This is a genomic window from Streptomyces mangrovisoli (assembly GCF_000974985.2).
Lineage (GTDB): Bacteria > Actinomycetota > Actinomycetes > Streptomycetales > Streptomycetaceae > Streptomyces > Streptomyces mangrovisoli.
This window is the reverse complement of sequence record NZ_LAVA02000020.1, coordinates 1-14,440: the sequence shown is the minus strand read 5'-3', so window position 1 is coordinate 14,440 and position 14,440 is coordinate 1. Positions and strand designations below refer to the sequence as shown.

Annotated in this window: 9 protein-coding genes and 1 pseudogene; 4 read left to right on the top strand and 6 right to left on the bottom strand. The window is 72.3% G+C overall.

The annotated features are described in order from the left end of the window. Positions 1–12: 12 nt before the first annotated feature. The 6 genes from WN71_RS10215 to WN71_RS10190 all read right to left on the bottom strand — a co-directional run bounded on the left by WN71_RS10215 (position 13) and on the right by WN71_RS10190 (position 6,571). Positions 13–1,194: a YncE family protein gene (locus WN71_RS10215; RefSeq protein ID WP_046582547.1), complete on the bottom strand. Its 1,182-nt coding sequence runs from the start codon at positions 1,192–1,194 to the stop codon at positions 13–15. Further along, positions 1,194–2,030 (bottom strand): polysaccharide deacetylase family protein, encoded by an 837-nt coding sequence (locus WN71_RS10210; RefSeq protein WP_046582546.1) that lies wholly within the window; start codon positions 2,028–2,030, stop codon positions 1,194–1,196. Before WN71_RS10210 ends, WN71_RS10215 begins: the two co-directional genes overlap by 1 nt. A gap of 219 nt (positions 2,031–2,249) precedes the next feature. Then, a complete protein-coding gene (locus WN71_RS10205) occupies positions 2,250–2,753 on the bottom strand; it encodes an ATP-binding protein (RefSeq protein ID WP_046582545.1) in 504 nt (167 codons plus the stop codon). 297 nt (positions 2,754–3,050) lie between these two features. Continuing rightward, positions 3,051–3,818, bottom strand: a complete 768-nt coding sequence (locus tag WN71_RS10200) for an enoyl-CoA hydratase/isomerase family protein (RefSeq protein ID WP_046582542.1) — start codon at positions 3,816–3,818, stop codon at positions 3,051–3,053. Positions 3,819–3,933: 115 nt separating this feature from the next. Then, positions 3,934–5,187 (bottom strand): L,D-transpeptidase, encoded by a 1,254-nt coding sequence (locus WN71_RS10195; protein WP_107469614.1) that lies wholly within the window; start codon positions 5,185–5,187, stop codon positions 3,934–3,936. 124 nt (positions 5,188–5,311) lie between these two features. Beyond that, complete coding sequence (locus WN71_RS10190) at positions 5,312–6,571, bottom strand: L,D-transpeptidase (protein ID WP_420856483.1); 1,260 nt, start codon at positions 6,569–6,571, stop codon at positions 5,312–5,314. A 257-nt stretch (positions 6,572–6,828) separates the two neighbouring features. Between WN71_RS10190 and glgX the strand changes: the two genes are divergently transcribed. From glgX to WN71_RS10170, 4 genes and pseudogenes are all read left to right on the top strand, one after another. Further along, positions 6,829–9,060, top strand: a complete 2,232-nt coding sequence (gene glgX, locus WN71_RS10185) for a glycogen debranching protein GlgX (RefSeq protein WP_206300053.1) — start codon at positions 6,829–6,831, stop codon at positions 9,058–9,060. A 176-nt stretch (positions 9,061–9,236) separates the two neighbouring features. Then, positions 9,237–11,201, top strand: a complete 1,965-nt coding sequence (locus tag WN71_RS10180) for an ABC transporter ATP-binding protein (protein WP_046582538.1) — start codon at positions 9,237–9,239, stop codon at positions 11,199–11,201. After that, the gene (locus WN71_RS10175; RefSeq protein WP_046582536.1) at positions 11,198–13,075 is read left to right on the top strand and encodes an ABC transporter ATP-binding protein; all 1,878 of its coding nucleotides are present in this window, start codon (positions 11,198–11,200) and stop codon (positions 13,073–13,075) included. Before WN71_RS10180 ends, WN71_RS10175 begins: the two co-directional genes overlap by 4 nt. A 332-nt stretch (positions 13,076–13,407) precedes the next feature. Next, positions 13,408–14,440, top strand: a pseudogene (locus tag WN71_RS10170) (M4 family metallopeptidase); the annotation flags it as partial.

Genomic DNA, 14,440 nt, shown 5'->3' with positions numbered 1-14,440 from the left:
GGCGCGGGCGGGTCAGCGGAAGATGCCGGTGTGGCCGAGCGAGTAGCGGCCGGGCTGCGGGTAGACGGCGAGGCCGTGCGGGCCGCTGCCGACCTTGATGCGGGCGATCTGCTCGCCGGTGCTCGTGTCGATCGCGTACACCTCGGAGTTGTACCGGCCGGACAGCCACAGCACCTTGCCGTCCGCGGAGACGCCGCCCATGTCGGGGCTGCCGCCGCCGGGCAGATGCCACTTCTTCGTCAGCTTGTTCTGCGCGAAGTCGAAGACGGAGACGCTGCCCTCGCCGCGGTTGGAGATGTACATCTCGCGGGAGTCGCGGCTGATGTACAGGCCGTGCGCACCCTTGCCGGTGGGCAGGAGGGACGGGGTGGCGAAGGTGTCGCCGTCGAGCACCCACACCCCGTTCGCCTTCATGTCGGCGATGTAGAAGCGCTTGCCGTCGGGCGAGATCTTCACGTCCTGCGGCATGGCCCCGTCGTACGGGAGCTTCTGCTGGGCGATCACCTTCATCCCCTCGGTGTCGACCTTGAGCAGGTCGCCGCTGAACTCGCAGGAGACGATGAAGTAGCGGCCGTCCGCGGAGAAGTCCGCGTGGTTGACGCCGTAACAGCTGACCGGCACGGTCTTGACCCGCTTCATGGAGTGCGCGTCGCGGAAGACCAGTTCGCGGTCCATGGAGGCCATGACGATGGCGTACTTGCCGTTGGGCGTGAAGTACAGGTTGTAGGGGTCGTGCACGTCGACGGGCTTGCCCGCCTTGCCGGTGCGCGGGTCGATCGGGGTGAGGCTGTTGCCCAGGTCGTCGTTGACCCACAGGGTCTTCAGGTCCCACGACGGCACGACGTGCTGCGGCTGGTGGCCGACCGGGATGGTCTCGATGACCTTGTACGTCGCCGGGTCGATCACGGAGACCGTGTCGGAGTTGGTGTTGGGGACGTAGACGCGGGAGGGGAAGTCCTTGACCACCGGCGAGAGGCGGCCCGCCCGGTCGGCGGCGTAGACGTCGTGCGCGTCGAGCACCGGGGGCATTCCGGGCAGCCCCTGGACGGCCTGCCTCTGGGCCCGGGGCTGAACCGTCGCCCTGGGCGTGGGCTTGGCGGCGGGGTGCCCGTCCGAGCCGCAGGCGGTCAGGGTGGTGAGGGCGGCCAGGGCGGCGCCGGTGAGGAGCAGGCGGGCGGTGGGGGAAGGGTGCATCAGCTCAGCAACTCCGTGGTGGTGACCGCGTGCAGGCCGCGGCGGGCGAGTTCCTCGAGGACGCCGGGGAGCGCGGTGGCGGTGTCCGGGTAGCCGAAGTGCAGGCTGACCACGGATCCGGCGCGCGCCTCGGCGAGGATCTTGGCGGTGATGGCGGGGGCGCCCGGCGAGGTGTAGTCGAGGGAGTCGACGTCGTACGACAGCACGTGCGGGTAACCGGCCTCGTGGGCCAGCCGGACGACGAGCGCGGAGGCGACCGGGGCGCGGGAGGGCCGGAACCAGGTGCCGACGGAGCCGGTGAGCCGCTTGAGCCGGGTGGCGCACGCGGTGATCTCGGCGCGGGCGTCGGCCTCGGACATGTCGTTGACGGCGAGGTGACGCTGTGTGTGGTTGCCGAGGTCGTGGCCGCCGTCGAGGATGCGGCGGGCCATGTCGGGGTGCTCGTCGAGCCAGCTGCCGACGGCGAGGACGGTGACGCGGGCGCCGCCCCGTTCGGCCTCGGTGAGCAGGGTGCGGGCGAGGGCCGGGTCGCCCTGCCCGTGGAAGGTGAGAGCGACGCGGGGGCGGTCGCGGGGGCCGTGGGTGATCTGGACGGGCGCTCCCGCGAAGGCCCGCGGCGCGGGCGCGGGGCCGCCGGAGGGACGGGCGCCGGACGGCACGGAGTGGCCGGCGGCGCGCGCCGGGGCGGACGCGGAGGGCGAGGTCGCGGAGGGCGCGCTCGCGGGGTGGGTGACGGGGCCGGTGGCGGAGCATCCGGCGGCGAGGGCGCCGCCGGCGACGAGTCCGGCACCGGCGCGCAGGGCCCCGCGGCGATCGGTCGTGGTCACCCGACCCATTTAAGGGGCGATGGGTAAGAAAACCGGCTATTGCCCTGTGTGGGCGAATCCGGCGGGTCGGCGGCGGCCCCGCGGCCCTCGTCCGGCGCCTTGTCCTGCCCTCGTCCGGCGCCTCGTCGTGTGCCTGGCCGGGCGACCGGCGCCGAGCGGCGCACGTCCCGTCGGCCCGTCAGCAGCCTGCGGCACAGGTCCCGTCAGCGGCCGCGGCACGCGTCCCCGTCAGCGGTCCGCGACCCGCATCTCGAACCAGGTCGTCTTGCCCCGGGGCAGCAGGTCGACGCCCCAGCGGTCGGAGAGCTTGTCGACGAGGAACAGACCCCGGCCGCTGATGTCCAGCTCCTGGACCGGCATCAGACAGGGCAGCCCGCGCGAGGGGTCGCGGACCTCGATGCGGATCCAGCCGCGGCGGCGGCGCATCCGGAGGCCGAACACCCGGGCGCCGGTGTGCCGTACGGCGTTTCCCACCAGTTCCGAGACGAGCAGGACCGCGTCCTCGGTCATCTTCGGGGTGAGCCCCCACTGCCGCAGGACCACGACCTGGGCGAGCCGGCGCGCGGTGGCGGCGGATTCGGGGCGGGACGGCAGGGGGACCTCGGCCTCGGTGGGATTGCCGAACAACTCAAGTGCCTTGAGCGCTCGTTCGTCCTCGACCGCGGGCGTCCAACGCGCCGCCGTCGCACGGCCGTCTCCCCGCGGCTGTTCGATGCCCTCCAGCCCCGCCATGCCCCCATCATGGCCGCCCGAAGGGGCGTTGGGGGCCGTTCCTGAGGAATACACCCCCCGGAAGGCGTCGTTCCGCGACATCTGATCGGCATATGCCCATGGCATTTCGGAGCCGGTCAAATCGTCACTGACCTGCGAGAAGGGCTCGTTTCCGGGCAAGGGACGGGCCTCCTCGACAAGGCAGGCTTAAGGGCTGCTTAAGGCTCCCATAAACCGCACCGCCGAGGAGGCCGGATCAGACATCGCGTCAATTGCAAGGGGTACGGGGGTGATTCATCCCTTGATGCGCGCGCGAGTTCAGAGGAACTTGGCCTTCCCCGGACCCTCCTCCACGAAGCTGCGCATGCCCCGCTCGCGGTCCTCCGTGGCGAACAGACCCGCGAACCAGGTGCGTTCGACGGCGAGGCCGGTCTCGATGTCCGTCTCCAGACCGGTGTCGATCGACTCCTTCGCGGCGCGCAGCGCGAGCGCCGGCCCCTGCGCCAGCTTCGCCGCCCACGCGTGCGCCTGCTCGTAGACCTCGGCGGCCGGGACGACCCGGTCGACCAGGCCCAGGGTCAGCGCCTCGTCTGCCTTGACCATGCGGCCGGTGAAGATGAGGTCCTTGGCCTTGGACGGGCCGACCAGCCGGGACAGCCGCTGGGTGCCGCCCGCGCCGGGGATCAGGCCGAGCAGGATCTCGGGCTGGCCCAGCTTGGCGTTGTCGGCGGCGATGCGGAAGTCCGCGCACAGGGCCAGCTCGCAGCCGCCGCCCAGCGCGTAGCCGGTGACGGCCGCGACGACCGGCTTGGGGATGCGGGCCACGGCGGTGAAGGACTCCTGGAGGGCGCGGGAGCGCAGGACCATGGCCGTGTGGTCCATGTTCTGCATCTCCTTGATGTCCGCGCCCGCCGCGAACACCTTCTCGCCGCCGTAGATCACCACGGCGCGTACGTCCTCGCGGCGCGTGGCCTCCTCGGCGAGCTCCTTGAGCCGGTCCTGGGTGGCGACGTCCAGCGCGTTCATCGGCGGACGGTCCAGACGGAGGGTGCCGACACCCTCGGCGACTTCGAGATTCACGGTCATGGAGGCAGGTTAACGGCCACTAACGACAGCGGGCCCGGTGCTGTCGGTCACAGCACCGGGCCCGCGCGTCGCGCCAGGCGGCCGGATCAGGCCGCCGCACCGAAGGCCTGCGGGATCAGGCCTTCCACTTGTCCCACGACATGTTCCAGCCGTTGAGCCCGTTGGCCGGGTCGACCGTGCGGTCGTTGGAGTGCTTCACCACCACGACGTCACCGATCATCGAGTGGTCGTAGAACCAGCCGGCCGGCAGCGAGCGGTCGCCGCCGCCGCGGACGTCCTGGAGGCCGACGCAGCCGTGGCTCGCGTTGTAGTTGCCGAACGCGCCGCCGCCCCAGTAGTTGCCGTGGATGAAGGTGCCGGAGGAGGTCAGCCGCATGGCGTCCGGCACGTCCTTGATGTCGTACTCGCCGCCGTAGCCGACCGTCTCGCCGTTCATGCGGGTCACCCGGAGCTTCTCGCTGATGACCATCTGGCCGTTCCAGGTGTCGTAGCCGGGCTTGCCGGTGGTGACGGGGATCGTCTTGACGACCTTGCCGTCGTGCATGACCTTCATCGTGTGCTTCTTGGCGTCGACCACGGAGACCTGGTTGCGCCCGATGGTGAAGGAGATCGTCTTCGACTGCTTGCCGTAGACGCCGGAGCGGCCCTCGACGCCGTCGAGGTCGAGCTTCACCGTCACCTTGGTGCCAGCCGCCCAGTAGTTCTCGGGGCGGAAGTCCAGGCGGTCGTTGCCGAACCAGTGGCCCTCGACGTCGACCGAGGGCGAGGTCGTGATGTGGATCGCCTTCTTCACGGCGTCCGGGTGCGTGATGCCCCGGGTGAAGTTGACGGAGAACGGCATCCCGACGCCGACCGTGGAACCGTCCTCGGGGGTGAAGTAGCCGAGGAAGGTGTTCTGCGGGGTCAGCGTCGTGAAGCTGGAGTCCTCGGCGGACTCGCGGCCCTCGGAGTCCTTGGCGACCGCGTGCACCGTGTACTTGGTGGACGCGGCCAGATGCGTCGACGGCGTCCAGCCCGCGCCGTCGGCGGTGATGGAGCCGGCCACCTCGGCGCCCTTGGCGTTCTTGACCTGAACCTGCGTCAGCTTGCCCTTGGCGGCGCTGATCTTCAGCGCGCCGCTGGTGTCGACCGACTTGGCGCCGTCCTTGGGCGCGATGGTGACAACGGCCTCCGACTGCTTGCTCTGCTGTGCGGCTGCACCCTTCGTGGCCTTGTCCTTGCCGTCACCGGAACCGGTGGCGGAGGTCGTCCCCCCGCCGCCGCACGCCGTGACGGCGAGAAGCAGGACACCGGATATCAGGGCCAGCCGCCCCGTGCGTCCCCGTCGCCGCGCGTCGAGCGACGCCCCCGATATCGGTCGCACCTTCACTTGTTCTCCCCTCGCGGGGCCTGATCAGGCCCGCACCCCAGCGTGACCTGTGCACGCATTGGCGCATATTAACCGCAGGGTTTTGAGCTCCGGGTCAGGTGATTGTCACTGTTGCGTCGCAACTTCAACCAAGTCGGCTACCCGCGCCGCCCGCCTTCCACGCCTTCCACGTCATGTTCCATCCGCCGAGGCCGTTGTCGGGGGCGACCTGCTTGTCGTCGCTGTGCACGACCTCGATGACGTCGCCGACGAGACTGCGGTCGAAGAACCAGCCCGCCGGGGTGTCGGAGCCGCCGCCCTTCACGTCCCGCAGACCGACGCAGCCGTGGCTGACGTTGACATGGCCGGGGGCGTCCGGGGCCCAGTAGTTGCCGTGCACGAAGGTGCCGGAATCGGTCAGGCGCATGGCGTGCGGGACGTCCGGGATGTCGTACTCCCCGCCGAAGCCGACCGTGCGGCTGTTCATGCGGGTCATCTCCAGCATCTCCATCACGACCATCTTGCCGTTGTACGTCGTGGTCTTCGGCGCGCCCGCGGTGATCGGGACGGTGGCCACCAGGGCGCCGTCCCGGCGGACCTCCATGGTGTGCCGGGCCGCGTCGACGAGGGAGACCTGGCTGCGGCCCACGGTGAAGGAGTACGTCCGCTCCTGGAGGCCGTACACCCCCGGCGCCCCCTCGACGTCGCGCAGATGGAGCGCGACCGTGACCTGGGTGCCGGGCTTCCAGTAGTGCTCGGGGCGGAAGTCGAGGCGGCCGCCGCCGAACCAGTGGGGGCGGATCTCCACGGCGGGGCGGGCGGTCACCTCGACGGCCCGCTCGACCGCGGCCCGGTCGGTGACGACCCGGTTGAAGTCCAGGGAGACGATCATCCCGGTGCCGACCGTGGACCGGTCCTCCGGGGTGACGTACCCGATGAACCGTTTCCCGGGGACGTACGTCGTGAAGGTGGTGTGCCGCGCGGAGCGGCGGCCGTGGCCGTCCAGCGCCACGGCGTCGACGGTGTAGCGGGCCGCGAGCGCGAGCCGCGACCGGTCCGGCTGCCAGCTCAGCCCGTCGGCGCTGATCCGGCCGGGCACCGGGGTGCGCTGCGCGTCCTGCTCCCGGACCACCGAGACGGACTCCAGCCGCCCGCCCCCGATCCGCACCCGCAGCCGGGTGCCGGGCCTGACGGCCCGGCTGCCGTCGTCCGGGGTGACGCGGATGACGTCCGCGGGTGCCGGTCCCTTGCCGAGGACCTCGTCCACGGACGACCCCGCGGAGCCGTCCCCGCTGCAGCCGGCCGCTCCGGCCAGCAGTCCTGCCCATGTCAGTACGGCGGCCAGCGCGGCCCCCGCGCGCCGAACGCGCCCAGTTGCATAGCTCACGACGTACTCAACGACCATGCCCGCCCTGGGGAAACGTGAGTGCGACGCAAGGTCTGGGCAGAACAGTGGGAGGACGACATACAGGAAGCCGCGGCGCGCGGGCCGAAGGTGCGCGCCGGTGGCGGTGCAGGCGAGCGCGCGCGGACCCGCGGGTCCCGGCACGCTCGCCTCCCCGGCATCGGCGAAACCGCCCCCGAGGTGCGCGCATTCGGTACCGGGGGCCGCCGCCGCACGGCCTCTGCCACGCCGTTCCACGAGCCGCGGGAGGCCGGACAGTGACCAGCGCAGCCGAGAAAGAGGCAGTGGAGGAGGAGCGCCCGGCCGTCGCGGCGGACGGGCCGGTGCCGCACCCCTCGCCGCCCGCCGTGCCCGTCTGGCCGGGCGCGCCCACCCCGCTCGGCGCCCGTTTCCGGACCGGTCCCGACGGTGTGGCGGGCACCAACTTCGCGCTGTGGGCGGCCGGCGCGGAGGCCGTCCAGCTCTGTCTGTTCGACGAGCGGGGCCGCGAGACGCGGGTGCGGCTGACCGAGCTGACGCACGAGATCTGGCACGGCTTCGTGCCGGGGGTGCGGCCGGGACAGCGCTACGGCTACCGGGTGGAGGGCCGCTGGGACCCGTGGATCGGCGCCCGCTGGAACCCGGCCAAGCTTCTCCTCGACCCGTACGCGCGCGCCGTCGACGGGGAGTTCAGCCTGCCGCCCGAGGTGTACGGGCATGTCCGGGACTGGCCGGACCAGCAGGTCGCGGACACCGTGCGGGACGACCGGGACTCGGCGCCGTTCGTGCCCAAGGGTGTCGTCGTGGACGATGACGACGACTGGGAGGACGACCGGCGCCCGAAGACGCCGTGGGCCGACTCGGTCATCTACGAGCTGCACGTGCGCGGCTTCACCAAGCTGCACCCGGGCATCCCCGAGGAGCTGCGCGGCACGTACGCCGGGCTCGCGCACCCGGCGGCGATCGAGCATCTGACACGGCTCGGCGTGACGGCCGTGGAGCTGCTGCCCGTGCACCAGTTCGCGCACGAGGACCATCTGCTGCGCCGGGGCCTGAAGAACTACTGGGGCTACAACTCGATCGGCTACTTCGCCCCGCACGCCGGCTACGCGGCCTCCGGCACCACCGGCCAGCAGGTCGGCGAGTTCAAGCGGATGGTCCGCGCGCTGCACGCGGCGGGCATCGAGGTCATCCTCGACGTGGTCTACAACCACACCGCGGAGGCGGGCGAGCTGGGCCCCACGCTGTCCCTGAAGGGCATCGACAACCGGGGCTACTACCGCCTCCAGGACGACGCCCGCCGCTACGCCGACTACACCGGCTGCGGCAACACCCTGCACGTGGTGCAGCCGCAGGTGCTGCGGCTGATCACCGACTCGCTGCGGTACTGGGTGACGGAGATGGGCGTCGACGGTTTCCGCTTCGACCTCGCCGCGGCGCTCGCCCGCTCGATGCACGACGTCGACATGCTCTCCCCGTTCCTCGCCGTCATCGCGCAGGACCCGGTGCTGCGCCGGGTCAAGCTGATCGCCGAGCCGTGGGACGTCGGTTCGGGCGGCTACCAGGTGGGCGCGTTCCCGCCGCTGTGGACCGAGTGGAACGACCGCTACCGGGGCGCCGTACGGGACTTCTGGCGCGGCGCGCTGCCGGACGTGCGCGACCTCGGCTACCGCCTGTCGGGCTCCAGCGACCTGTACGCGTGGGGCGGCCGGCGCCCGTACGCCTCGGTCAACTTCATCACCGCGCACGACGGTTTCACCCTGCGCGACCTGGTGACCTACCACGGCAAGCACAACGAGGCCAACGGCGAGAACAACCGGGACGGCTCGGACGACAACCGCTCGTGGAACTGCGGGGCCGAGGGCGAGACCGACGACGAGGGGGTACGGGCGCTGCGCCGCCGCCAGTTGCGCAACCTGCTGACCACGCTGCTGCTGTCGACGGGCGTGCCGATGCTGGTCGCGGGCGACGAGCTGGGCCGCACCCAGCGCGGCAACAACAACGCCTACTGCCAGGACAACGAGATCAGCTGGCTGGACTGGGAGCTGCTCGACGACCCCGGCTGCCGGGCGCTCGCCGACCTCACCGCCCGGCTGATCGAGCTGCGCCACCGCCACCCGGTGCTGCGCCGCCGCGCGTTCTTCTCCGGGCGGGCGCACTCGGCGGACGGGCTGCGCGACCTCGCCTGGTTCACCGCGCACGGCGTGGAGATGACCGAGGGCGACTGGTACGCCCCGGCCGCGACGCTCGGCATGTACCTCTCGGGCCGGGACATCCCGGGCCGCGACGAGCGGGGCGCGGCGGTCCTCGACGACAGCTTCCTCGCGGTGCTGCACGCCGGGGCGGCGCCGGCCCGCTTCGTGCTGCCGGGCCCGCCGTGGGCCGAGCGGTACGAGGTGGTCGTGGACACCTCGCGGGAGGAGCAGGCGGCGGCGCCGGCGACGGTCCACACGGCGGGCACGGAGATCACGGTGCCGGGGCGGTCGGTGCTGTTCCTGAAGGCGGGCTGAGCCAGGTCCTCGAGGCGGGCCCGGCCGGGTCCTCAACACGGGCCGGGCCACGCCTTCAGACACGCCCCCCAGTCTGTACGGCGGCTCGAACACGCAGGTCGTAGGACTATCGGCGGAGCCAGGTACGGCTAAAACTCGGTGGGCGATGTCAGTGGCGAACCGTAGGCTCGCTCCTGATGCCGACCTCACATGCCACCGCCCCGGAAGACGTCCGCCCCGACCCCGCCGAGCGCCCCGACCGCTCCGCCGTACGCATCCTGCTGCGGCTGTGGCCGTATGTGCGGCCCGTGCGCGCCCGCCTGGGCACGGCCGCGTTCGTCGCGGTCGTCGCCTCCCTGGTGGGCCTGGTGATCCCGCTGGTCCTGAAGTGGATGGTCGACGGACCGGTCGCGGACCGGGACCCCGCGGGCGTCTGGCTCGGCGCGCTCTACCTGCTGCTGCTCGGCGTCGCGGAGGCGCTGCTGTTCGGGCTGCGGCGCTGGCTGGTGGCGCGGCCGCTGTCGCATGTCGAGGCGGAGATGCGCGCGGACCTCTACGGGCGTCTCCAACGGCTGCCCGTCGCCTTCCACGACCGGTGGGCCTCGGGCCAGTTGCTCTCCCGTGCCACGACCGACCTGATGCTGCTGCGCATGTTCCTCGCGTTCCCGCTGACGTTCCTGCTGGTCAACGGGGTGACGATCCTGGTGGGCGTGGTCATCATGCTGCTCCAGGACTGGACGCTCGGGCTGGTGATCCTCGGCCCGGCGCTGCCCGTGGTCGTCACCTGCGTGGTCTTCGAGAAGAAGTACGCCGACGTGGCGCGGCTCGCGCAGGACCAGGTGGGCGACCTGACGACGGTCGTCGAGGAGAGCGTGCTCGGCATCCGCATCATCAAGGGCTTCGGCCGGCACCGCAGCCAGGCGCGGGCGTTCCACGAGCTGTCGGGGCAGCTGCGCGGCACGGAGCTGCACAAGGCGCGGCTGCTGGCGGCCATCTGGGCGGTGATCGTGACGCTGCCGGAGGTGACCATCGGCGCGGCGCTGGTCATGGGCACCGTGCAGGTCGCGAACGGTGACCTGTCGGCGGGCACGCTGGTGGCGTTCCTGTCCACGGCGCTGGCGCTGCGCTGGCCGGTGGAGTCGATCGGGTTCCTGCTCGCGATGAGCCAGGAGGCGGCGACGGCCACGGAACGCTATTTCGAGGTGATGGACGAGGGCCTGGAGGAGGAACTGGCGGGCCCGACGCAGACGCCCCAAAGGGGCGCGGGCAACGGCGCGACCGGCCACGACGAACCCGAGGCCGATCGACGACCGGTCACGGCCCCCGCGGGCCGGCCGACCGCCGAGGTCACAACCCCCGCGGGCCCGCCGACCACCGAGGTCACAGCCCCCGCGGCCCAGCGGACCGGCGGCCTCCGGTTCCACGACGTCCGCTTCCGCTACCCCGACGCCCCGCCGGACTCCCCGCCCCTCCTCGACCGCATCGACCTGCACATCCGCTCCGGCGAGTCCATGGCGCTGGTCGGGGCGACCGGCAGCGGCAAGACGACGCTCACCGCACTGATCCCCCGGCTGCACGAGGTGACGGCCGGGCGGATCACGCTCGACGGGCAGGACATCACCGCGATGAGCCGGGCGGAGCTGCGCGCGAGCGTCGCGATGGCCTTCGAGGAGCCCACCCTGTTCTCCGCGAGCGTCGGGGAGAACGTGCTGATGGGCGCCGGACCCGAGGCGGGCGCCGCGGAGCTGGACCGCGCGCTGGGCGTGGCCCAGGCCGACTTCGCGCACGCGCTGCCGCAGGGCACCGAGACCCAGGTCGGCGAGCAGGGCCTCAGCCTCTCCGGCGGCCAGCGCCAGCGCCTCGCGCTGGCGCGGGCCGTGGTGGGCCGGCCGCGGTTCCTCGTGCTCGACGACCCGCTGTCCGCGCTCGACGTGCACACGGAGGCCGCCGTCGAGGCCGCCCTGCGCCGGGTCCTCGCGGACACCACCGCGCTGATCGTGGCGCACCGCCCCTCGACGGTGCTGCTCGCCGACCGGGTGGCCCTGCTCTCCGGAGGCCGTATCGCCGCCGTGGGCACCCACCAGGAACTGCTGCGCACCAACGCCGAGTACGCCCATCTGATGTCGGGCGAGGAGTCCCGGGAAGTGGAGGCCCGCCGATGACGGCGACGACAGGGACGGCGGCGGCGACGTCCGCCCCGGCCGGCGGCGACGAGGACGACGTCCGGCGCGCGGACGGCCCGGGGGACCCCTTCGACCAGGACGTCCTGCCCACCCGGCCGGGCGCCACGGCGGAGCTGCTGCGCTCGCTGCTGGCCCCGCTCAGGGCCCGGGTGGCCACGGCCGTGGTCCTGCTGCTGCTCCAGCAGGCGGCCGTGCAGGCGGGCCCCCTGCTGGTGGCGTACGCCATCGACCGGGCGGTGCCGGCGCTGCGCGACCACGACGACCGGGGGCCGCTGATCGCGGTGGGCGTGGCCTATCTGCTCTGCTCGGTGCTCTCCGGCGGCCTGCAGTACGCGTTCGTCCGTGCCTCGGGGCGGGTCAGTCAGGACGGGCTGCTCGATCTGCGCGGCCGGATCTTCCGCCACGCGCAGGCGCTGAGCGTCGACTTCCACGAGCGCTACACCTCGGGCCGGCTGATCTCCCGCTCCACCACGGACGTCGAGTCGCTGCGCGAGCTGCTCAGCGAGGGTCTCCAGGAACTGATCACGGTCATCCTGTCGTTCGTCTACATCTCGGTGATGCTGCTCTGGCTGGACCTCGGGCTCGGCGCGGTGGCGGTGGCGTCGTTCGTGCCGCTGTATCTGCTGGTGCGGGTCTATCAGCGGCGCGCGGGGCGGGTGTACACGGCGCGGTCCACCGCGATCGCCCGGGTGATCGTGAAGTTCGTGGAGACGATGAACGGCATCCGGCCGGTGCGCGCCTTCCGCCGCGAGGCCGAGAACGACGACGCCTTCCGGGTGCTGAACCGGCGCCATGAACGCACCAACGGGGACGCGCTGCTGGAGATGGCGCGCTATGTCGTGGGGTCGCGGCTGGTCGCCAACACGGCCGTCGCGGTGATCGTGCTGTGGGGCGCCTACCGGGTGGCCGGCGGCACGCTGGAGCTGGGTGTGCTGGCGGCCGCGGTGCTGTATCTGCGGCGGCTGTACGACCCGATCGACCGGCTGGGGATGTTCCTCAACTCCTATCAGTCGGCGGCGGCTTCACTGGAGAAGATCGCGGGCCTGCTGGCCCAGACGCCGTCCGTGCCGGAGCCGTCGTCACCGCGCCCGCTGCCGGAGCCCGCGTCCGAGCTGCCGGGCCGCGGGGTCGTCTTCGACGGTGTGCGCTTCGCCTACCGCACCGGCGGCGAGGTGCTGCCCGTCTTCGACCTCACGCTGCCCGCCGGACAGACGGTCGCGGTCGTCGGCTCGACCGGCGCGGGCAAGTCGACGCTGGCCAAGCTGCTCGCCCGGTTCTACGACCCCACCGACGGGCGGGTGCTGCTCGACGGGGTCGATCTGCGCGAGCTGTCCGTGGCCGACCTGCGGCGCGGGGTGGTCATGGTGACGCAGGAGGCGTTCCTGTTCTCCGGGACGGTCGCCGACAACATCGCCATCGGGCGTCCGGACGCGAGCCGCGAGGAGATCGAGCGGGCGGCGAAGGCGATCGGCGCGCACGACTTCATCAGCGCCCTGCCCGACGGCTACGACACCGACGTGCGCAAGCGGGGCGGCCGCATCTCCGCAGGCCAGCGTCAACTCGTCGCGTTCGCGCGGGCGTTGCTGGCCGATCCGGCGGTGCTGATCCTGGACGAGGCGACCAGCTCGCTGGACGTGCCCGGGGAGCGGGCGGTGCAGCGCGCGATGGCGACGGTCCTGAAGGGGCGTACGGCCGTGGTGATCGCGCACCGGCTGTCGACCGTGGAGATCGCCGACCGGGTGCTGGTCATGGAGCACGGCCGGATCGTGGAGGACGGCGGACCGGCCGAACTCATCGCCGGTACGGGCCGGTTCGCGGACCTGCACCGCGCGTGGCGGGACAGCCTGGCCTAGGCCGCCCGGTCCGTCCAGCCTCCCAGGGGTGCCCGGGGCCCTCGCGGCCCCAGCCGACCCCTCGAACACCGTGTCCGTATACCGGATTCGAGCATCCGGACAACGAACGATTTCCGGCCAACTTCCCGTCACAGACCTGGCAGATGCACCGATCTGCTGCCACTCTGCCCACAGCCCGCTCACAGCGACCCCACAGATCACGTCGGCTGTCCCCGGGCCCGCACTTCTCGCACCTGGCACCAGGCAACGCCCTGTTCTGCCCGGACGGCACGCCAGTCGCCCGGATCTCCCCTGGCCGCGCGATCCCGGCGGCCACGCAGAAGGAGTCAGTGTTGAGCAGCAGCTTCTCGCGCAGACGCACCCCCCACACCGGCGCGTCCCCGATATCGCACGGCACCACCGCCCGCGACAACTCCCCCCACGACACCGCCCCCGGCGCCCGTTCCTCCCGTACCGCCCGCCGCCGCGCGGCCGTCGTCGCCGTGGCCGGCGTGACAGTCCTGCTGGCCGCGGCGGTCCAGTCGGGCGCCGCGTCCGCCGCCCCGGACCGGTCCCCCGCGGACCGCGCGTCCGCCGCCCACCGGTCCCTGGACCTCTCCCCCTCCCAGCGCGCCGAGCTGATCCGCGACGCGGACGGCGCCCGTGCCCGTACGGCGAAGGACCTCGGCCTCGGCGCCGAGGAGAAGCTGGTCGTCAAGGACGTCGTCAAGGACGCCGACGGCACCGTCCACACCCGCTACGAACGCACCTACGCGGGCCTGCCCGTGCTCGGCGGTGACCTGATCGTCGACACCGCCGCGTCGGGCCGCACCGAGCGGGTCGTCCGGGCGACGAAGGCCACGATCGCCGTCGCCGACCTCACCCCGGACGTCTCCACGGCGACGGCACGGCAGCAGGCCGTACGGCGCGCCGAGGCGCTCGGCGCGGACCGGCCGTCCGCCGCGGCCCCGCGCAAGGTGGTCTGGGCGGCCTCGGGCACCCCCGTGCTCGCCTACGAGACCGTCGTCGGCGGCTTCCAGGACGACGGCACGCCCAACCAGCTGCACGTCGTCACCGACGCCACCACCGGCAAGGAGCTCTACCGGTACCAGGGCATCGAGACCGGCGTCGGCAACACCCAGTACAGCGGCCAGGTCACGCTGACCACCACGCAGTCGGGGTCCAACTACACCCTCACCGACGGCGCGCGCGGCGGCCACAAGACGTACAACCTCAACCACGGCACGTCGGGCACCGGCACGCTGTTCTCCCAGACCAGCGACACCTGGGGCAACAGCACCACCTCGAACGCGGCCACCGCGGGCGCGGACGCGCACTACGGCGCCGCCGTGACGTGGGACTTCTACAAGAACACCTTCGGCCGCA

Coding starts and splice junctions, on each gene's coding strand:
- WN71_RS10215 (WP_046582547.1), bottom strand. CDS start 1,194: ATGCACCCTTCCCCCACCGCCCGCCTGCTCCTCACCGGCGCCGCCCTG.
- WN71_RS10210 (WP_046582546.1), bottom strand. CDS start 2,030: ATGGGTCGGGTGACCACGACCGATCGCCGCGGGGCCCTGCGCGCCGGT.
- WN71_RS10205 (WP_046582545.1), bottom strand. CDS start 2,753: ATGGCGGGGCTGGAGGGCATCGAACAGCCGCGGGGAGACGGCCGTGCG.
- WN71_RS10200 (WP_046582542.1), bottom strand. CDS start 3,818: ATGACCGTGAATCTCGAAGTCGCCGAGGGTGTCGGCACCCTCCGTCTG.
- WN71_RS10190 (WP_420856483.1), bottom strand. CDS start 6,571: ATGGTCGTTGAGTACGTCGTGAGCTATGCAACTGGGCGCGTTCGGCGC.
- WN71_RS10180 (WP_046582538.1), top strand. CDS start 9,237: ATGCCGACCTCACATGCCACCGCCCCGGAAGACGTCCGCCCCGACCCC.
- WN71_RS10175 (WP_046582536.1), top strand. CDS start 11,198: ATGACGGCGACGACAGGGACGGCGGCGGCGACGTCCGCCCCGGCCGGC.